Genomic DNA, 19,851 nt, shown 5'->3' with positions numbered 1-19,851 from the left:
CTCGCGCCATGCCCGATCAGCCCCGATTCATCCACCTGCGCCTGCACACCGAGTATTCGCTTCTCGAAGGGGCGATGCCGGTCAAGAAGCTCGCCGGGATGTGCGAGGCGGCCGGCATGCCTGCCGTCGCGGTAACCGACACCGACAACATGTTCGCCGCGCTGGAATTCTCGGTGCTGGCCTCGGGCGCCGGGGTGCAGCCGATCCTCGGCTGCCAGATCACCGTGGCCTGGGATGCGCCGGCGCCGGGTTCCAAGCCCCGCCCGCCCGCGCCGCTGGTGCTGCTGGCGCAGAACGAGGCGGGCTACCTGAACCTGATGAAGCTCAACTCCTGCCTCTACGTTGGCAAGCACGACGGGCTGCCGCAGGTGACGCTGGAGGAACTGGAGGCGCATGCCGAGGGGCTGATCTGCCTGTCGGGCGGCGCCGAGGGGCCGGTGGGCCAGCTGCTGCAGATCGGCCACCGCGCCGAGGCCGAGGCGCTGATGGCCCGGCTCGCGCGCGCCCATGCGGGGCGGCTCTACGTCGAGCTTCAGCGCCATCCGGGCGAGGGCGGCGGGCTGCCGGAGGCCGAGAGGCTCACCGAGCGCGGCTTCGTCGAGATGGCCTACGCGATGGATTTGCCGATCGTCGCCACAAACGATGTCTACTTCCCGAAGGCCGATCTCTACGAGGCGCATGACGCGCTGATCTGCATCGCCGACGGCGCTTACGTCGACCAGCAGGAGCCGCGCCGCCGTCTCACGCCGCAGCATTATTTCAAGAGCCCACAGGAAATGGCGACGCTGTTCGCCGATCTGCCCGAGGCGCTGGAAAACACCGTCGAGATTGCCAGGCGCTGCGCCTTCATGGCCGAGCGCCGCAAGCCGATCCTGCCGCGCTTCGCCGATGACGAGGTGGAGGAGCTGCGCCGGCAGGCGCAGGAGGGCCTCGCCGCGCGGCTTGCCGTCATTCCCCACGCCGCACCGGTGGAGGACTATGAAAAGCGCCTCGCGTTCGAGCTTGGCATCATCGAATCGATGGGCTTTCCCGGCTATTTCCTGATCGTGGCCGACTTCATCAAGTGGGCGAAGGAACACGACATCCCGGTAGGGCCGGGCCGGGGTTCGGGCGCGGGCAGCCTCGTTGCCTATGCGCTCACGATCACCGACCTTGATCCCTTGCGCTACTCGCTTCTGTTCGAGCGCTTCCTCAACCCCGAGCGGGTGAGCATGCCCGACTTCGATATCGACTTCTGCATGGATCGCCGCGAGGAAGTGATCCAGTATGTGCAAGAGAAATACGGCCGCGAGAAGGTGGCCCAGATCATCACCTTCGGCGCGCTGCTCTCGAAGGCCGCCGTGCGCGACGTGGGCCGGGTGCTGCAGATGCCCTACGGGCAGGTCGACCGGTTGTCGAAGATGATCCCGGTGGAGGGGGTGAAGCCGGTTTCGATCGAGAAGGCGCTGAAGGACGAGCCGCGCCTGCGCGAGGAAGCGCGGCGCGAGGAGGTGGTGGCCCGGCTGCTGGATTATGCCCAGCGGGTAGAGGGCCTGTTGCGCAATGCCTCCACCCACGCCGCCGGCGTGGTGATCGGCGACCGCCCGCTCGACGAGCTGGTGCCGCTCTACCAGGACCCGCGCTCCGACATGCCCGCCACCCAGTTCAACATGAAATGGGTGGAACAGGCGGGGCTGGTGAAGTTCGACTTCCTCGGGCTGAAAACGCTCACCGTGATCCAGAACGCGATCGACCTGATCCATTCGCAGGGCCGCGATCTGCACACCGGCCCGGATGGCACGCGGCTCTACGACCCGCCCGAGGGGGCCGAGAACGATATCGGTGCGATCCCGCTCGACGACGTGGCGACCTACGAGCTTTACGCCAGCGCCCGGACCGTGGCGGTGTTCCAGGTGGAAAGTTCCGGCATGATGGACGCGCTCCGGCGCATGAAACCCACCTGCATCGAGGACATCGTGGCCCTCGTGGCGCTCTACCGCCCCGGCCCGATGGAGAACATCCCCACCTATTGCGACGTGAAGAACGGCGCGAAGGAACGCGCCTCGATCCACCCGCTGATCGACCACATCCTCGAAGAGACGCAAGGCATCATCGTTTACCAGGAACAGGTGATGCAGATCGCGCAGGAGATGGCGGGCTATTCGCTCGGCGGCGCCGATCTTTTGCGCCGCGCCATGGGCAAGAAGATCGCCGAGGAAATGGCCAAGGAACGGCCCAAGTTCGTTTCGGGCGCGAAGGAAAATGGCGTCGACGAGGCCAAGGCTTCCGAAGTGTTCGACCTGCTCGAAAAATTCGCCAACTACGGCTTCAACAAGTCTCACGCCGCGGCTTACGCGGTGGTGAGCTACCAGACCGCCTGGCTCAAGGCCAACCACCCCGTCGAGTTCATGGCCGGGGTGATGAACTGCGATATCCACCTCACCGACAAGCTCGGGGTTTACGCCGAGGAGGTGCGCCGGGGATTGGGGCTGGAGATCGTGCCGCCCTGCGTCAACCGCTCGGGCGCGACCTTCACGGTCTCGCAGGGCCGGGTTCATTACGCGCTGGGGGCGCTCAAGAACGTCGGCGTAGAGGCGATGAAGCTGATCGTAGAGGCGCGCACGGTCGACGGTGGCGAGAAGCCCTTCGTGACACTGTTCGACCTCGCCCGCCGGGTCGATCTCAAGCGCGTGGGCAAGCGCTCGCTCGAAATGCTGGCGCGCGCCGGGGCCTTCGACGTGCTCGATCCGAACCGCGCCCGGGTGTTCGACAGTCTCGATGCGCTGGTGAGCTATTCCGCCGCGATCCACGAGCAGCGCGCCTCGAACCAGGTTTCGCTGTTCGGCGAGGCGGGCGACGACCTGCCCGAGCCGAGGCTCAGCCCGGTGGGCGACTGGCTGCCCGCCGAGCGGCTCGCCGAGGAGCACAAGGCGATCGGCTTCTACCTCTCCGGCCACCCGCTCGACGACTACCTGCCCGCGCTCCGGCGCAAGGGCGTGCTGACGCTGGAAGAGGTGACAGCCAAGGCCGAGCGCGCGCCGCTGGTGGCGAAGATGGCGGGCGCGGTTTCGGTGAAGCAGGAGCGCAAATCGGCACGTGGCAACCGTTTTGCCTTCGTCGGGCTGTCCGACCCGACCGGGATCTACGAGGTGACCGTGTTCTCCGACACGCTGGAGGCATCGCGCGATCACCTCGAGGTCGGGCAGAACGTGGTGCTGACCGTCGAGGCCAACATGGAAAGCGAGCAGCTCAAGCTGCTGGCGCGGTCGATCGCGCCGGTCGATACCATCGTCGCCGATGCCGGTGGCATGGCGCTCAGGGTGTTCCTTGACCGCGCCGAGGCGGTGACGCCGGTGGCGAGCCTGCTCGCGCGCGCGGGCGAGATGGCCAAGGGTGCGCGGCCCGGCAGCGTCTCGCTCTGCCTGATGGGGGGCGACCTGCCCGGTGAGGTGGAGATGGACCTGGGCGCCGATTACCCGCTGACGCCGCAGATCAAGGGCGCGCTGAAAAGCCTGCCCGGGGTGATGAGCGTCGAGGAAGTCTGACGAAGGCCCGCGCCGCGCCCGGTTTCAGCCGTGATGCGCGGCCACGGTTTTCAGCGTGGAGAAACCGTAGAGCGCCTCGAACCCCTTCTCGCGGCCGTGCCCGGAAAGCCCGCTGCCGCCGAAGGGCAGTTCGACCCCGCCGCCCGCGCCGTAGTTGTTGATGAACACCTGGCCGGCGCGGATCCGCTTTGCCAGCCGCATCTGCCGCGCACCGTTCTCGGTCCAGACCGAGGCGACGAGGCCGTAGCCGGTGCCGTTGGCGATGGCCACCGCTTCCTCCTCGGTGTCGAATGGAATGGCCACCTGCACCGGGCCGAAGATTTCTTCCTGCGCGAGCACGTGGTCCGGCGGCACGTCGGCAAACAGCGTGGCGGGCAGGTAATGCCCGCCCTCGGGCGCGCCCTCGATCACCGTGCCCCGGCCTGCGACCGCCAGATCGGCGCCGCGCGCGAGGTAGCCTTCCACGATCTCTTTTTGGCCCGCCGAGATCAGCGGGCCGAGGTTGGCGTCCATCGTCGCCGGGGCCGAGATCATGCCGTTGTAGCTGTCGGCCATGCGCGCCACGAGCGTGTCGTAAACCCCGCGCTGGATCAGCACCCGCGAGGCGGCGGAGCAGGTTTGCCCGGCGTTCTGGATGCAGGCGCCGACGAGGAAGGGCAGCGCCGCGTCGAGATCGGCGTCGTCGAAAACGATCTGCGGGCTCTTGCCGCCCAGTTCCAGCGTGACCGGCACGAGGTTGTCGGCCGCGGCCTTCTGCACCAGCCGGCCGACCCCGACCGAGCCGGTGAACGAGAGGTGGTTCACCCCCGGATGCGCGGTGAGCGCCGCGCCCGCCTCCTCGCCCAAGCCCGGCACCACGTTCAGCACGCCCGGCGGTAGCCCGGCCTCCTCGGCCAGTGCGGCGAAGGCGAGCGCGGTGAGGCAGGCTTCCTCGGCCGGTTTCAGCACGCAGGCGTTGCCCATGGCCAGCGCCGCGCCGACCGAACGGCCGATGATCTGCATCGGGTAATTCCACGGGATGATGTGACCGGTCACCCCGTGAGGTTCGCGCAAGGTGTAGACGGTGTAGCCCGCGAGGTAGGGGATGGTTTCGCCCATCACCTTGTCGGCGGCCCCGGCGTAGAATTCCATGTAGCGCGCGAGCGCGATGGCGTCGTTGCGGGCCTGCGTCAGGGGCTTGCCCACGTCGGTGGCCTCGATCAGCGCGAGATCGTCCACCCGGGCCTGCACGAACTGGCCGATGCGGGCGAGGATGCGGCCGCGTTCCAGCGCCGTCATCCGCCCCCAGTCACCCTCGAGCGCGTTCCGGGCGGCGTTCACCGCGGCGTCTATATCGGCGGCGGTGCCGCGCGCGATGGTGCCGATCGCCTCGCCCGTCGAGGGGTTTTCGAGCGGCAGTTGCCCGCCGCCTTCAGGTGCGCGCCAGCGGCCTGCGATGAAAACCCGTGTCGGGTCATACCAGAGCGTTTCAAGCATTCTGCTCTCCTTGCCAATCGGCGGGAATGCGCGGCGTGGCCGCGATCAGGGCCTTGGTGTAATCATGCGCGGGTGCTGCGAACACCGCCTCGGTCGGCCCTTCTTCCACGATCTCGCCGCCCTTCATCACCATCACCCGGTCGGTCACGCTGCGCACCACCGAAAGATCGTGGCTGATGAACAGGTAGGCCAGCCCGTGCTCTTCCTGCAACCGGGCGAGCAGGTCGAGGATCTGGGCCCGCACCCGCACGTCGAGCGCCGAAACCGCCTCGTCGAGCACGATCAGGTCGGGGTTGGTGATCAGCGCCCGGGCGATGGCGATGCGCTGGCGCTGGCCGCCGGAAAACTCGTGGATGAAGCGGTGCATCGCCTCCGGCTCCAGCCCGACATCCTCGAGCGCGCGCGCCACCCGGTCGCGCCGGTCAGGCAGGTGCTCCGGGCTGAGGTGGAAGGGTTCGGCCACCAGCCGCTCGACACGCCAGCGCGGGTTGAACGAGCCATAGGGGTCCTGGAACACCACCTGCATGCGGCGGCGTATGGTTGCGTCGAGATGCGGCCCGGCGTGAATCTCCTGCCCGTCGAGCCGGATCGCGCCGCCTTGCAAGGCATCGAGCCCGAGGATCGCGCGGGTGAGGGTGGACTTTCCGCAGCCCGACTCGCCCACCAGCCCGAGGCTCTCGCCGCGCCTGAGCGTGAAGCTCACTCCATTCACCGCCCGGAAGCGGCCGGGTTGGCCGAAAATGCCCAGCCGCGCGGTGGCATAGTCGCGCACCGCGTTCTCGACCGTGAGCAGGGGCACGTCTTCGGCCTGCGCCACCCGGGCCGGCTGGTGCGACGAGGCGGCGAAGAGTTTGCGTGTATAGGGATGCGCCATGCTGCGGAACAGGGCTTCCGTCGGCCCCTGTTCGACGATCCGCCCGGCCTGCATCACCGCCACGTGGTCGGCGAGCCCGGAGACCACGGCGAGATCATGGGTGATCAGCAAGAGGCTCATGCCTTCCTCCGCCACTAGCCTTTTCAGCAGGTCGAGGATCTGGGCTTGCGTGGTGACGTCGAGCGCGGTGGTGGGCTCGTCGGCGATCAGCAGCTCGGGGTTCAATGCCACCGCCATGGCGATGCAGACGCGCTGGCGCTGGCCGCCGGAAAGCTCGTGCGGATAGCGGCCGAGCGGGAAGCGGTCTTCCGGCAACCCGACGCGGGCAAGGCGCGCGCGGGCGATCTCCAGCGCTTCGCGCTTGGTGGCGCGGCCATGGATCACCAGCGTCTCGGCCACCTGGTCGCCGATGGTCTTGAGCGGGTTGAGCGCCGTCATCGGCTCCTGGAAGATCATCCCCACGCGGTTGCCGCGCAGGGTGCACATCTCGCGCTCGGTCTTGGCCAGCACGTCGCCCTCCTCGAGCCAGGCATGGCCGGAAGCGGTGCTGCCATGGGGCAGCAGCCCCATCATCGCGAGCGCGGTGATCGACTTGCCCGAGCCGCTCTCGCCGACCAGCCCGGTAACCTTGCCCGGCGCGATATCGAGCGAGACCTCGCTCAGGATCGGCGCGCCGTGGATCGTGACCGAGAGGTCTTCGAGCCGGATCATCCGCGCGCCCTCCGCACCCGGGGATCGAGCAGGTCGCGCAGTCCGTCGCCCATCAGGTTCAGCCCCAGCACCATGGCGACGATGGCGAGGCCGGGCAGGATGGCCAGCGCGGGGTTGGTGTAGATCATCGTCTGCGCCTCGGCGAGCATCCGGCCCCAGGACGGCGTGGGCGGCTGCGCGCCGAGGCCGACGTAGGACAGCGCCGCCTCGGCGAGGATGCCGAGTGAGAACTGGATCGTGCCTTGCACGATCAACAGGTTGGTGATGTTGGGCAGGATATGTTCGAGGCTGATGCGCAGCCGCCCCTTGCCCGCCACGCGGGCGGCGAGGATGTAATCGAGCGTCCAGAGGCTGAGCGCGCCGCCGCGGGTGACGCGGGCGAAGACGGGGATGTTGAAGATGCCGATGGCGAGGATCGCGTTCAGCGCGCTCGGGCCGAAGACGGCGGTGATCAGAATGGCGATCACCAGCGAGGGAAAGGCGAAGATGAGGTCATTGCCGCGCATCACCACCTCGTCGAGCAGCGAGCCGCGATTGGCCGCGGCGATCAGCCCGAGCGGCACCCCGATGCCGATGCCGATGCCCACCGCCACCAGCGCCACCGCGATCGAGGTGCGCGCGCCGACCATCAGCATCGACAGGATATCGCGGCCGAAATGGTCGGTGCCGAGCGGGTAGATCGCGCCCATCGGCTTCAGCCGGTCGGCGATGTTGAGCGCCTCGACGTCATGTGGCGTCCAGGCGAAGCTCAGGAGCGCCGCGAGCAGGAACACCGCCGTGAGGCCCGCCCCGACCCAGAGTTGCGCGCCCAGCCTCATGTCCGCCGCCTCAGCCGCGGGTCGACCGCGGCATAAGCGAGATCGACGAGGAAGGTTACCACGATCACCGCGAAGACCAGCAGCATCACCAGGCTTTCCACCACGATCAGGTCGCGCTGGGTGATCGCCTGGAACACCAGCCGCCCGAGGCCGGGCAGGAAGAAGACGTTCTCGATGATGATCGCCCCGGCGAGCAGGAAGGAAAACTGCAGGCCGATGATCGTGAGCACCGGGATCAGCGCGTTCCTGAGCGCGTGGCGCAGCACCGCCTGGCGCCGGCTGAGCCCCTTGGCGCGGGCGGTGCGGATGTAGTCCTGCCCCAGGGTCTCGATCAGTGCCGAGCGCATCACCCGCGCAAGGATCGAGGCCTGCGGCAGGGCCAGCGCGATGGCCGGCAGCGTGAGCGCCTTCAGCCCCGCCAGCAGCCCGTCCTCCCAGCCGGGAAAGCCGCCGGCCGAGAACCAGCGCAAGTTCACCGCGAAGACCATGACGAGCAGCATCGCGAACCAGAAGTTGGGCACGGCGATGCCGAGCTGGGTTGCGCCCATGATGCCGTAATCCGTGGCCCCGCCGCGCCGCGCCGCGGCGATCAGCCCGACCGGAAAGGCAATCAGCGTCGACAGCGCCAGCGCGTAGAGCGCCAGCGGCAACGAGACCCAGAGCCGCTGCGCCACCAGATCGGCCACCGGCACCTTGTAGGTATAGGAAACCCCGAAATCGCCGCTCAGCATCCCCCCCGCCCAGCCGAGGTAGCGCGACACCACGCTGCCCTCCAGCCCCAGTTGCCCGCGCAGCGCCGCCACCGCCTCAGGCGTCGCGTTCATGCCCAGCATATAGGCCGCCGGATCGCCGGGGATCACCTCGATCACCGCGAAAATCACCACCGAGGCGACGACGAGGCTCAGGCCGAGCGAGAGGGCGCGGGTAAGGGCGTAACGCAACATGACCGCCAGCCTAGGCCGGCACGCGGGGGCGAAAAAGACCCAAAACGCGGCTCTCCTTCATCCTGGCCGAAATACCTCGGGGGTGTGGGGGTGGAACCCCCACCCCGGCAAACCTGTGCGCCGAAGGCGCTCCGCTGAAAAGCGAAAGGGCGCCGGGTCGCCCCGACGCCCTCCGCAAGCCTGGCGGCAGATCACTCCACCCAGCGCACGGCGGTGAGATCGTTCGCCTGCGTCGGCGCGTTCTCCCACAGGCCCTCGATCCTGGCATCGGCAACGCCGGTCTTGGCGAGCTGGAACAGGTAGCCGTTCACGTAATCGCGCGCGATCATCTCCTGGGCCGCCTGGTTCAGCTCGCTGCGCTTGGCCGGGTCGGCGGTGACGCCGAGTTCCGCGATCAGCGCCTGGAACTCCGGGTTGTCATACTGGAAGTAGTAATCCGGACGGGCGTAGATGTTGATGTCGGCCGGTTCGGTGTGGCTGACGATGGTGAGATCGAAATCCTTGCCCGAGAACACCTGTTCAAGCCATTGCGCCCATTCGAGGTTGCTGATCTCGGTCTCGATCCCGACGCTGCGCAGCTGCGCCGCGATGATCTCGCCGCCGCGCCGGGCGTAGCTGGGCGGCGGCAGCATCAGCCGCAGCGGGCGCACCTCGCCGACCTCGGCCAGCAGCGCCTTCGCCGCCTCGGGGTCGTGCTCGGAGAGGCCGGTGAGATCTATGTAGTCGGGATTGTGCGGCGCGAAATGGGTGCCGATCGGGGTGCCGAAGCCGAACATCGCGCCGTTGATGATGTCCTGCCGGTTGATCGCGTGGGCGATCGCCTTGCGCAGGCGGATATCGTCGAGCGGCGGCTCGGCGTTGTTCATCGCGAGGATGGTTTCGCCCTCGGTCGAGCCGACGATCACCTTGAAGCGGGAATCGGCCTCGAACTGCGCCAGCGTTTCGGGCGCGGGAAAGTTCGGGAAGGCATCGACATCGCCGGCCATCATCGCGGCGAAGGCGGCGTTGGGGTCGGCAATGAACTTGAAGGTGGCCTGCGCCAGCGCCGGGGCCTCGCCCCAGTAATCGGGGTTGCGGGTGAGGGTGACGCGGTCGCCCTGCAGCCATTCGGCGAAGACGAAGGGCCCGGTGCCCACCGGCGCGGTGGCGGCCTGCTCGATGCTTTCGGGCGCGACGATCACCGCGTCGCCCCAGGCCAGGTTGAAGGGCAGGTTCCCGTTCGGTTCGGCAAGGGTGACGCGCACGGTGAGCGGGTCCACCGCCTCGACGTTCTCGATCCCGGCGAATAGCGCCTTCTGGGCATTGGTCGTGTCTTCCGCGCGGGCGCGGTCGAGCGAGAACACCACGTCATCGGCGTCCATCGTCGTGCCGTCGTGGAAGGTCACGCCCTCGTTCAGCTGGAAGGTATAGACGGTGCCGTCCTCGCTCACGTCCCAGCTGTGGGCCAGCGCGGGCAGCACAGCGCCATCGGGGCCGAAGCGGGTCAGACCCTCGAAGATATTGGCATAGACCACCTCGTCGATCGCGGCGGCGGCGCCGGCGGTCGGGTCGAGGTTCGGCGGTTCGAGCACCATGCCGAGGGTGATCGTATCCTGCTGGGCGTGGGCGATGCCGGCGGTGAGCGCGAGCGCGGCAGCGAGGGTGAACTGTTTCATGGGTGTCCTTCCTGTCGGTCCTGCTTGGGCCTGTGCCGCATTGAAACGCGGCGGCGGCCGAGTGTGCAAGGAATTTCGCCGTTTTCCTGTGCGTCGGGGGCGAGCCGCGCCCTGGCGACGGGCGCGGGCCATCCCGTTCGCGGCGCATTGCCTGCGCGCGCTGTCAGACCTCGATCGCGCCCGGGCCTGCGCGCGACGGTTGGCCCATGCTTGACGCGGGCGGTTCGGCATGGTTCGGACGAGAGAGACCCGCTGCCCGCCTTTCACAACCGAATGCTTGCGCCGTTTCGCTGTCCGCGGGTGCGCTCCACCGGCGAAGGCTTGGGCGGCTCGGTTCGTCGGGGCCGTGGCAGGAAAAAAGTTGATGCCTTTTGCCGCCGGATCATTTCGGAGTACGAGTATGGTCATGTATTGCCGCAAGTTGATGCAGCGCCCGGAAGGAGCACAGCGATGACGAAAACCCGCCGCAACCGCGCCTGGTATGGCAAGCTCGACAAGGACGGTTTCATCCACCGCTCGTGGATGAAGAACCAGGGCTTCCCCGACCACGTGTTCGATGGCCGCCCGGTGATCGGCATCTGCAACACCTGGTCGGAGTTCACGCCGTGCAATTCGGGGCTGCGCGAACTGGCCGAGGGGGTCAAGCGCGGGGTCTGGGAGGCGGGGGGCTTTCCGGTGGAGTTCCCGGTGATGAGCCTGGGCGAAACCCAGATGAAGCCCACCGCGATGCTGTTTCGCAACCTGCTGGCGATGGACGTGGAGGAATCGATCCGCGCCTATGGCATGGATGGCGTGGTGCTACTGGGTGGCTGCGACAAGACCACGCCGGGCCAGCTGATGGGGGCGGCCTCGGTCGATCTGCCGACCATCGTGGTCAGCGCCGGGCCGATGCTCAACGGCAAGTGGAAGGGGCGCGATATCGGTTCGGGCACCGACGTGTGGAAATTCTCCGAAGCGGTGCGGGCGGGCGAGATGACCTTGCAGGATTTCATGGCCGCCGAAAGCGGGATGAGCCGCTCGAAGGGCGTGTGCATGACGATGGGCACGGCCAGCACAATGGCCTCGCTGGTCGAGGCGATGGGGATGAGCCTGCCCTTGAACGCGGCGCTGCCGGCCGTCGACTCGCGCCGCATGGCGCTCGCGCACATGACCGGCGGGCGCATCGTCGGGATGGTCGAGGAGGAGCTGAAGTTCTCCGACGTTGTGACACGCGCGAGCCTCGAGAACGCCATCCTCGCCAACGCAGCGGTGGGCGGGTCGACCAACGCGGTGGTGCACCTTCTGGCAATCGCCGGGCGGCTGGGCCTCGATCTCTCGCTCGACGATTTCGAGATCGGCAGCGAGGTGCCGCTGCTCGTCAATTGCATGCCGTCCGGGCAGTACCTGATGGAAGATTTCGCCTATGCCGGCGGCATGCCGGTGGTGCTCAAGGAACTCGCATCGCTGCTGCGGCCCGCGCGCACCGTGCTGGGCGGCGATATCTCGGCCTATGCCGAGGGCGCCGAATGCTACAACGACGACGTGATCCGCCCCTTTGCGAACCCGCTCAAGCCCGCCTCCGGCGTGCGGGTTCTGCGCGGCAATCTCGCGCCCGACGGGGCGATCATCAAGCCCTCCGCGGCCACCGCGCATCTGCTCGAACACGAGGGCGAGGCTTACGTTTTCGAGAACATCGAAGACCTCAAGGCGAATATCGACCGCGAAGATCTGCCGGTCACGCCCGATACGGTGCTGGTGCTGAAAGGCTGCGGGCCGAAGGGCTACCCGGGTATGCCCGAGGTCGGCAACATGCCGATCCCGGCCCGGCTGGTGAAACAGGGGGTGCGCGACATGGTCCGCATCTCCGATGGCCGTATGTCGGGCACCGCCTTCGGCACGGTGGTTTTGCACGTCTCGCCCGAGGCGCAGGCGGGCGGGCCGCTGGCGCTGGTGAAAACCGGCGACCGGGTGCGGCTGTCGGCATCGCAGGGCGCGCTGGAGCTGCTCGTGGATTCCGCCGAGCTGGACCGCCGCCGCGCCGCCTGGCAGCCCGATCCGCCGCATTACACGCGCGGCTATGCGAAACTCTACGTCGACCACGTGATGCAGGCCGACCGGGGGGCCGATCTCGATTTTCTCGTCGGGCAGGATACCCGACCGGTCACGCGGGAGAGCCACTGATGAGTGAATACGCCACCTTCCACGACCTCGCGGGCGCGAGCGTGTTCATCTCCGGCGGCGGTGCCGGGATCGGCGCGGCGCTGACCGAGGGGTTCATCGCCCAAGGCGCGCGGGTTGCCTTTGTGCAGCGCTCCGATGGCACGGCCTTCTGCGACGAGATCGAGGCGCGCCACGGCGCGCGGCCCCTGTTCATCCCGTGCGACATCACCGACATCGCCGCGCTCAGGGCGGCGGTGGCCGAGGCCGCCGAGGCCCACGGGCCGGTGACGGTGCTCGTCAACAACGCCGCGAATGATCAGCGCCACAAGACCGAGGAGGTCACCGAGGCGTTCTGGGACCAGGCCCAGGCGATCAACCTCAAGGCACATTTCTTCGCCGCTCAGGCGGTGGTGGCGGGGATGCGTGCGGCCGGTGGCGGGGCGATCATCAACGTCACCTCGATCAGCTACATGATGGGGCAGGGGGCCTATCCCGGTTACACCAGCGCCAATTCCGGCCTGAACGGGCTGACCCGCAGCCTCGCGCGCGAGTTCGGCCCCGATGGTATCCGGGTGAATGCCCTCGCACCAGGATGGGTGCTCACCGATAAGCAACTGAAGAAGTGGGCCACCCCCGAGGCGCTCGCCGCGCATCTCGCACGGCAATGCCTGCCGCAACATCTCGTGCCGGCCGACATGGTCGACGCGGCCCTCTTCCTCGCCTCAAAGGCCAGCCGGATGATGACCGGGCAGGCGCTGGTGGTGGATGGTGGCGTGGTGGTGACGGGATGAGCGCCCCGGCGGACTGGATCGCGGTGGACTGGGGCACGACGCGGCTCAGGGCCTGGGTGATGGATGGCGCCGGGCGCGAGATCGCGCATCTTGCCTCCGACAGGGGCATGGGCGGGCTTGCCCCTGATGCCTTCGAGCCTGCCTTGCTGGAGCTTGTCGGGCCACACCTCGCGGAGGGGCGCGCCACCCCGGTGATCGCCTGCGGCATGGTGGGGGCACGTCAGGGCTGGATCGAGGCGGCCTATGAAGCCGTGCCCTGCGCGCCGCCGGGGCTGGCCCATGCCACCCGCGCGCCCGCCGCCGATCCGCGCCTCGACGTGATGATCTTGCCGGGGTTGAGCCAGGACAGGCCCGCCGACGTGATGCGCGGCGAGGAAACCCAGATCGCGGGGTTTCTCGCCACGGTGCCGGACTTCGACGGCACGATCTGCCTGCCCGGCACGCATACGAAGTGGGTTCAGGTCAGCGCGGGCGAGGTGGTGAGTTTCCGCACGGTGATGACGGGCGAGCTGTTCGCCGCGATCTCCGGCCATACGGTTCTGCGCCACACGGTCGGACATGGGAGTGACGAGGCCGCGTTCATCGACGGCGTCGCCGATGGCATGGCACGGCCCGAGGCGCTGACGGCGCGGCTCTTCGGGCTGCGCGCCGAGGCGCTGTTGCACGGGCTTGATGCCGATGCCGCCGCTTCGCGGCTCTCGGGGCTGCTGATCGGCCTCGAACTGGCGGGCGCGCGCGGTTACTGGCTGGGCACGCGGCTGGCGCTGGTGGGCGCCGCGGGGCTCATCGCGCGATACGCCGCCGCTCTGCGGGCGCAGGGGGCCCTGCCCGAGGTGGCCGATGGTGACGAGATGGTGCTGGCCGGGCTGAAAGCGGCTTCGGCCGGGCGAAACTAGAAAAGGCGGAAAGACATGGAGCGCAAGATCATCGCTATCCTGCGGGGGGTGACACCGGCCGAGGCGGTTGCGATCGGCACGGAACTGGTCGAGGCCGGGATCGGCATCATCGAGGTGCCGCTGAACTCGCCCGACCCGCTCGACAGCATCGCCGCGCTGGCCGATGCGCTGGGCGCGCGGGCGCGGATCGGGGCCGGCACGGTTCTGACGGTGGACGAGGTTGAACAGGTGCGCGATGCGGGGGGCACGCTTGTCGTTTCGCCCGACACCAATCCGCAGGTGATCGCCGCGACGAAAGCGGCGGGCATGGCTTCCTATCCCGGCGCGATGACACCGAGCGAGTGCTTCGCCGCGCTGCGTGCCGGGGCGGACGGGCTCAAGCTGTTTCCCGCCAGCCTGATCGGCCCGGACGGGCTGAAGGCGATCCGCGCCGTGCTGCCTGCGGGGACCGAGACCTATGCCGTCGGCGGGGCCGGGCCGGAGAACTTCGCCGCCTGGCGCGCGGCGGGCGCAACCGGCTTCGGGATCGGCACGGCGATCTACACGCCGGGGCTTTCGCCGGTCGAGGTCCGTGCCCGCGCGGAGGAAATCGTGTCGGCATACGACGAGGCGTGGGCATGACAACGGCGGAGGTTTTCGATCACCGCCGCTGCACGCTGGGCGAGGGGCCGCTGTGGCACCCCGAGCGGAAGCAGTTGTTCTGGTTCGATATCCTCGGCAAACGCCTGCTCACCCGCGATGAAGACGGCCCGCGCCACTGGCCATTCGACGAGCACGTTTCCGCCGCGGGCTGGATCGACCGCGATCGCCTGCTGATCGCCTCGGAAACCGCGCTGTTTCGCTTCGACATCGAGACCGGCGCGCGCGAGGATCTTGTGGCGCTGGAGGCAGACAACCCGGCAACGCGCTCCAACGATGGCCGCGCCGATCCGTTCGGCGGCTTCTGGATCGGCACGATGGGCAAGGCGGCGGAGCCGGGGGCGGGGGCGATCTACCGGTTCTTCGAAGGAAGGCTCGAACGGCTTTTCGCGGGCGTCACGATTTCCAATGCGATCTCTTTTTCGCCCGATCGGCGCCTCGCCTATTTCACCGATACCGCCAGGCGCATCATCCAGCGCCAGACGCTCGACGATGCCGGCTGGCCCGATGGCGCGCCGGAGGTGTTCGTCGATCTCTCGCGCGATGGCTTGAACCCCGATGGCGCGGTGGTGGATGCCGAGGGCTGCCTGTGGAATGCCCAGTGGGGCGCCGGGCGGGTCGCGCGCTATGCCCCCGACGGGCGGTTTCTCTCGGCGGTCGCGCTTCCGGCGAGGCAGGTCAGTTGCCCGGCCTTCGGCGGGCCCCACCTCACAACCCTGTTCGCCACAAGCGCCTCGGAGGGGATCGCCTCGCCTGCCGAGAACGATGGCCTGACCTTCGCGGTGGAAACCGGGATCACCGGTCAGGCCGAACATCGCGTGAAGGTCTGATCCGACGAACCGCGCGCCTTGCGCCCAACCGCTTCACTCATGCCAACCCGTGCCGCTCAGAGAAGCTCCGCCAGCACCAGCGCCATCACCCCGGCGCTGTCGACCATGTCGTCGATGCCGATCCACTCATCGGGCTGGTGGGCAAGATCGAGCACGCCGGGGCCGTAGGCGATGCAGTTGCGCAGCCTGCCGATCCGGTCGATGTGCTTCTGGTCGTAGGTGCCGGGGCTCACCACGTAGTCGGGCTGCGCGCCGAGCACCTTCTCGATCGCCGCCGCCGTCGAGCGCACCACCGGTGCGTCGCGGTCGGTCATCGTCGGGATCACCTCGTGCAGCTCGCGGATCTCGTAGGCGAAGCCCGGGCGTTCCGCTTTCACCCGTTCCATCAGCGCGCGCACCTCGTCCTTGACCTCGGCGATATCCTCTTCGATCAGGAACCGCCGGTCGATCACGATGCGGCAGCGGTCGGCCACGCAAGGCGCGGGAAAGCCGGTGAACCCCGGCTCGGGCTCGGCTTCGCCGCCATGGATCGAGTTGATGTTGAGCGTCGATTGCTTCGCGCCGTCCGGCACCACCGGCATCTCGGTGCGCTTGCCGGCGAGCAGGGGGAAGAGCGCGCGCTCCATCTCTTCGAGCACCGCCCCCATGTGGCGGATCGCGCTGTCGCCGAGGAAGGGCATCGAGCCGTGGGCGATCCGGCCCTTGGTTTCGATCTCGGCCCACCAGACGCCTCGGTGGCCAAGGCAGATCCGGTCCTTGTTGAGCGGCTCGGGGATGATGACGTGCTGCACCCGCTCGGGGCTGAAATAACCGCGCTCGGCAAGGTAGGCCACGCCGCCATAGCCGCCCGATTCCTCGTCTGCCGTGGCGCTCAGTTCGATCGCGCCGGAGAAGCCGGGGTTGGCCGCGACGAAAGCCTCCGCCGCGATGATCGCGGTGGCGATGCCGCCCTTCATGTCGCAGGTGCCGCGCCCGTAGATCCGCCCGTCTTCGATCTCGGCGGCGAAGGGATCGCGGGTCCAGCCCTCGCCCACCTCCACCACGTCGTGATGGCCGTTGAAATGCACGCAATCTCCGGGGGATGCGCCCTCGATGCGCGCGACCAGGTTCCAGCGCGGCCAGCGATCGCTGTCGCCCGGCGCGCCCTCGGCGCGGATCAGCTCCACCTCCCAGCCATGCGTCTGCAGCCGCGCGGCGAGCCAATCCACGAGTTCGCGATATTGCCGTCCCGGCGGGTTCAGCGTGGGGATGCGCACGAGGCCTTGGGTGAGCGCCACCAGCGCCTCGCGGCGGGCGGCGATTTCGGCGAGCAGGGTCTGGGTGAGATCGGTCATGGCGCCACGTTAGGCGGGTTCGCCGCGCGGCACAATCTCAGTAGAACAGCGCCATCACCCCTTGCGACACGATGACGAACAAGATCGTCATGATCCCGCCCGCGCGCAGGAAATCTGCCACGCGGTAGCCGGCGGGGGCCATCAGGAGCGCGTTCACCTGGTGGGTCGGGATCAGGAAGGAGTTCGACGTCGAAACCGCAACGGTGAGGGCGAAAAGCGCCGGATCGCCCCCGGCCTCGCGGGCGATCGAAATCGCCAGCGGCACCAAGAGCACGGTGGCGCCGACGTTCGACATCACCAACGTGAACCCGGTGGCAAGCACCGCGATCCCGACCTGCAGCGCCCAGATCGGCCAGCCTTGCAGAAGCAGGAGCACCTGGTGCGCGATCCAGTCGGCGGTGCCGGTATGTTGCACCGCCATGCCGAGCGGGATCAGCGAGGCGAGCAGGAAGACGGTATTCCATCCGACCGCGCGATAGGCCTCGTCCATCGAGAGCACGCGGGTCACGATCATGCCCGCCGCGCCCACCAGCAGCGCCAGCGACAGCCGCAGATCGGTGAACAGGATCAGCGACAGGGCGATGGCGAAGAACATGAGCGCCCAGCCCATCTTGCGCGGGCGCAATTCCTCTTCCGGGAAGTCGGAGGTGATCACCACGAAATCGCGGTTCTGCTTCATCAGCGAAAGCATGTCCCACGGCGTGTGCACCACGAGCGTGTCGCCCGCCTGCAGCGGCTGCGTGCCAAGCACCACGGCGGGGTGATCCGAGGTTTCCACGTGGCTCATCGTCTCTTCGCCGCGGTGGATCGCCAGCAGGCTCATGCCGAAGGATTGCCGGAAGCGCAACTCGGTCGGGGTCTTGCCGATCACCGACGATCCCGGCTTGACGACGATCTCGGCCACACCTGCGCGGGTCGGGGCGAAATCGTCGGTGAATTCATCAAGCTCGGGCAGAACCTCGATGCCGTAGATGTCGCAGATTTCCATGATCACCTTGCGCCGCCCGAGAATCGCAAGCCGGCAGGGGGCGAGGATCGTTGTCGAGACGCGCGGATTGACCACCTTCTGCCCGGCGTAGGAGGTGCCGATGATATAGAGGTGGTGGGCGTTCATGATGTCGTCGATCTTGTGGCCGACGAGGATGTTGCCCTCGGGCACGACCACTTCCACCAGGTCGGCCTTCAGCCCGTAGGTGCCCTTGAGATAATCCGCCGTCGACTGGCCGGTGGTGGCGTCGTCGCCCTTGGAGCGGGCGGGCAGGAGCCAGTTGCCGAACAACACGAAATAGAGAATGCCCGAAACGATCAGGGCGATCCCGATCGGCGCGGGCGCGAAGAGGCCGAACATGCCGATTTGTTCATCGTCGGGCAGATCGGCGTTGGCCCCGGCAATGAGGTCGTTCAGCAGGATCATCGGCGAGGAGCCGACCATCGTCATCGTGCCGCCGAGGATCGCGGTGAAGCCCATCGGCATCAGCAACCGCGACAGGGGAAGCCCGGTGCGCGCCGAGATTCGCGAAACCACCGGCAGGAACAGCGCCGCCGCGCCCACGTTCTGCATGAAGGACGAGATGACACCGACGGTCGAGGAGATGATCGGGATGATCCGCTTTTCGCTGGTGCCGCCGAAGCGCAGGATCACGGCCGCCACCTTGTTCATGATCCCGGTTCGGTCCAGCCCCGCACCGATGATCATCACCGCGATGATCGAGATCACCGCGTTCGATCCGAAGCCTGCGAAAAGCTGGCTGATATCGGCGAGGTTGCCAAGGCCGGGCAGGTAGCTCAACAGGCCGATCAGCACCATCACGATCACCGCCGCAAGGTCGACCCGCACGATCTCGCTCACGAACAGGAACATGGTGAAGCCGAGGATGCCCAGCACCACCATCATCTCGGTTGTAAGGGTAACAGCCTCCACCCGGTCTCCCCCTCGTATCCCCCACCGTGACTCTTTTCGCGGTCCGAAAGTCAGTAACACTCAAGCCGGTCACGAGGCAAAGGGAAACATAACGCAATGCGAATATGTGATCGCTAAAATCCGCTCCATCCGCCGGATTGCGCCTCCCCATGCCGTTGAAATCGCGCTAGGCTGACGCCAACTTGATGTTACGATCATTTACTTTGAGGGGATACACATGGCTGCCAACCTCGACACCCGGATCAGGGAAAGCCAGGCCCAGGTGGCCGAGGCCCAGGGCAAGATCGCCGAACTGACCACCCGGATCGAAACCGCGCGGGCGAAGCTGAAAACCGGCGACGACATCGCCATCGACATCGAGACCGCGACCCTCGATGACGTGCACGCCCATACCGAGATCATGAACGCCAACATCGCCGAGCTGATCATGGGGCTCGATGACGTGACGGCGGCCTTCTCGAAGGATTTCAACGAGATGCGCTCGAAGACGGGGTGGGAAAGCTTCGTCGGGATCTTTTCGCGCCACAAGTCCGAGAGCCTGCGGCAGGAGCGGATGCGCACCGCTTCCATCGACGACAAGCTGCAGGATCTGATCTCGAAGTCCGACGTGATCGTGAAGCTGCTTCAGGGGCAGCTCGACATGCTCAACGACCAGAAATCCCGGGTGGAGACGAACCTTTCCGAAACGCTGGACGACCGCGAGATGACGGTGGGCGAACTGGAGCAGGTGCGGGCCGAGATCGCAGGCATGGACCCGGCGATCATCGAGCTGGAAAACAAGATCGCGGTGGAGCAGGACGCCGCCGCGCGCACCAAGCTGGAGACCGAACTTGCCGAGATGAACGCGCGCTACAACGCGCTGGTGCAGGAGGAGCAGGTCAAGCTCGCCCGCAGCCAGACGCTGGAGCGCTACATCGAGAAGGGCAAGACCTGGGTCGACAGCCTGCAGAACCAGGCCGCCACCCAGATGGTGCTGATCAACAAGCTGCAGACCGATACCAAGCAGCGCGTGGTGCTCTACGACGCTCTGTCCAAGTCTCTGAAAACTGCGCAGCAGCAGGACGTGGCGCACCGGATCAACGAGATCGGGGTGGAGACCGACAAGGAGGCGCAGGCCGCCATGGCCTCGATCGGCACCGCGACGAACCAGAAGATGGCCGACATGATGGAGGCGCACGAGGAGCACATGGTGTTTGCCCGTGATGTGCTGGAGGCCAAGGCCAAGGCCGACGAACGCTTCGCCCGCCGCTTCGCCGCGATCGTCGAGAAGCACGACAAGAACCTCTACGGGGCGTGAAG

At 67.5% G+C, this 19,851-nt stretch carries 14 protein-coding genes; 7 read left to right on the top strand and 7 right to left on the bottom strand.

What is annotated here, in order from left to right; all coding sequences use genetic code 11:
- Positions 1 to 8 precede the first annotated feature (8 nt).
- Entirely contained in the window at positions 9 to 3,524 is a 3,516-nt protein-coding gene (gene dnaE, locus IEW01_RS16730; RefSeq protein ID WP_188529957.1) for a DNA polymerase III subunit alpha, read from the top strand.
- A 24-nt stretch (positions 3,525 to 3,548) separates the two neighbouring features.
- Here the strand turns inward: dnaE and IEW01_RS16725 are convergent, their stop codons facing one another.
- From IEW01_RS16725 to IEW01_RS16705, 5 genes are all read right to left on the bottom strand, one after another.
- A complete protein-coding gene (locus IEW01_RS16725) occupies positions 3,549 to 5,000 on the bottom strand; it encodes an aldehyde dehydrogenase family protein (protein ID WP_188529955.1) in 1,452 nt (483 codons plus the stop codon).
- On the bottom strand, positions 4,993 to 6,585 hold the full coding sequence (locus tag IEW01_RS16720) for an ABC transporter ATP-binding protein (protein ID WP_188529953.1): 1,593 nt from the start codon (positions 6,583 to 6,585) through the stop codon (positions 4,993 to 4,995). The genes IEW01_RS16725 and IEW01_RS16720 overlap by 8 nt, the downstream gene beginning before the upstream one ends.
- A complete protein-coding gene (locus IEW01_RS16715; RefSeq protein ID WP_229738325.1) occupies positions 6,582 to 7,403 on the bottom strand; it encodes an ABC transporter permease in 822 nt (273 codons plus the stop codon). The genes IEW01_RS16720 and IEW01_RS16715 overlap by 4 nt, the downstream gene beginning before the upstream one ends.
- Positions 7,400 to 8,347: an ABC transporter permease gene (locus tag IEW01_RS16710; RefSeq protein WP_188529951.1), complete on the bottom strand. Its 948-nt coding sequence runs from the start codon at positions 8,345 to 8,347 to the stop codon at positions 7,400 to 7,402. Before IEW01_RS16710 ends, IEW01_RS16715 begins: the two co-directional genes overlap by 4 nt.
- Positions 8,348 to 8,538: 191 nt before the next feature.
- Positions 8,539 to 10,002, bottom strand: coding sequence for an ABC transporter substrate-binding protein (locus tag IEW01_RS16705; RefSeq protein ID WP_188529948.1), 1,464 nt, complete (start codon positions 10,000 to 10,002; stop codon positions 8,539 to 8,541).
- 450 nt (positions 10,003 to 10,452) lie between these two features.
- Between IEW01_RS16705 and IEW01_RS16700 the strand changes: the two genes are divergently transcribed.
- The 5 genes from IEW01_RS16700 to IEW01_RS16680 are packed head-to-tail and all read left to right on the top strand — an operon-like array spanning position 10,453 to position 15,297.
- Complete coding sequence (locus tag IEW01_RS16700) at positions 10,453 to 12,162, top strand: IlvD/Edd family dehydratase (RefSeq protein WP_188529946.1); 1,710 nt, start codon at positions 10,453 to 10,455, stop codon at positions 12,160 to 12,162.
- Positions 12,162 to 12,932 (top strand): SDR family NAD(P)-dependent oxidoreductase, encoded by a 771-nt coding sequence (locus IEW01_RS16695; RefSeq protein ID WP_188529944.1) that lies wholly within the window; start codon positions 12,162 to 12,164, stop codon positions 12,930 to 12,932. The genes IEW01_RS16700 and IEW01_RS16695 overlap by 1 nt, the downstream gene beginning before the upstream one ends.
- Positions 12,929 to 13,828 carry a 2-dehydro-3-deoxygalactonokinase gene (locus IEW01_RS16690; protein WP_188529942.1) on the top strand — a complete coding sequence of 300 codons (900 nt, stop codon included), beginning with the start codon at positions 12,929 to 12,931 and terminating at the stop codon, positions 13,826 to 13,828. Before IEW01_RS16695 ends, IEW01_RS16690 begins: the two co-directional genes overlap by 4 nt.
- Before the next feature lie 15 nt (positions 13,829 to 13,843).
- The gene (locus IEW01_RS16685; RefSeq protein WP_188529940.1) at positions 13,844 to 14,449 is read left to right on the top strand and encodes a 2-dehydro-3-deoxy-6-phosphogalactonate aldolase; all 606 of its coding nucleotides are present in this window, start codon (positions 13,844 to 13,846) and stop codon (positions 14,447 to 14,449) included.
- Positions 14,446 to 15,297 (top strand): SMP-30/gluconolactonase/LRE family protein, encoded by an 852-nt coding sequence (locus tag IEW01_RS16680; RefSeq protein ID WP_188529938.1) that lies wholly within the window; start codon positions 14,446 to 14,448, stop codon positions 15,295 to 15,297. The genes IEW01_RS16685 and IEW01_RS16680 overlap by 4 nt, the downstream gene beginning before the upstream one ends.
- 56 nt (positions 15,298 to 15,353) lie before the next feature.
- Here the strand turns inward: IEW01_RS16680 and IEW01_RS16675 are convergent, their stop codons facing one another.
- Complete coding sequence (locus IEW01_RS16675) at positions 15,354 to 16,631, bottom strand: acetylornithine deacetylase/succinyl-diaminopimelate desuccinylase family protein (protein ID WP_188529935.1); 1,278 nt, start codon at positions 16,629 to 16,631, stop codon at positions 15,354 to 15,356.
- A 37-nt stretch (positions 16,632 to 16,668) separates the two neighbouring features.
- Positions 16,669 to 18,552: an SLC13 family permease gene (locus tag IEW01_RS16670; RefSeq protein ID WP_188529933.1), complete on the bottom strand. Its 1,884-nt coding sequence runs from the start codon at positions 18,550 to 18,552 to the stop codon at positions 16,669 to 16,671.
- A 217-nt stretch (positions 18,553 to 18,769) separates the two neighbouring features.
- Here IEW01_RS16670 and IEW01_RS16665 point away from each other — a divergent pair, with 217 nt between their 5' ends.
- Positions 18,770 to 19,849 carry a hypothetical protein gene (locus tag IEW01_RS16665; RefSeq protein WP_188529931.1) on the top strand — a complete coding sequence of 360 codons (1,080 nt, stop codon included), beginning with the start codon at positions 18,770 to 18,772 and terminating at the stop codon, positions 19,847 to 19,849.
- Positions 19,850 to 19,851: the final 2 nt, after the last annotated feature.

This window comes from Sinisalibacter lacisalsi (assembly GCF_014640115.1).
In the GTDB taxonomy this organism is placed as follows: Bacteria; Pseudomonadota; Alphaproteobacteria; order Rhodobacterales; family Rhodobacteraceae; genus Sinisalibacter; species Sinisalibacter lacisalsi.
Note: the sequence above shows the minus strand (reverse complement) of the source record. Positions and strands in the feature narration are given on the sequence as shown.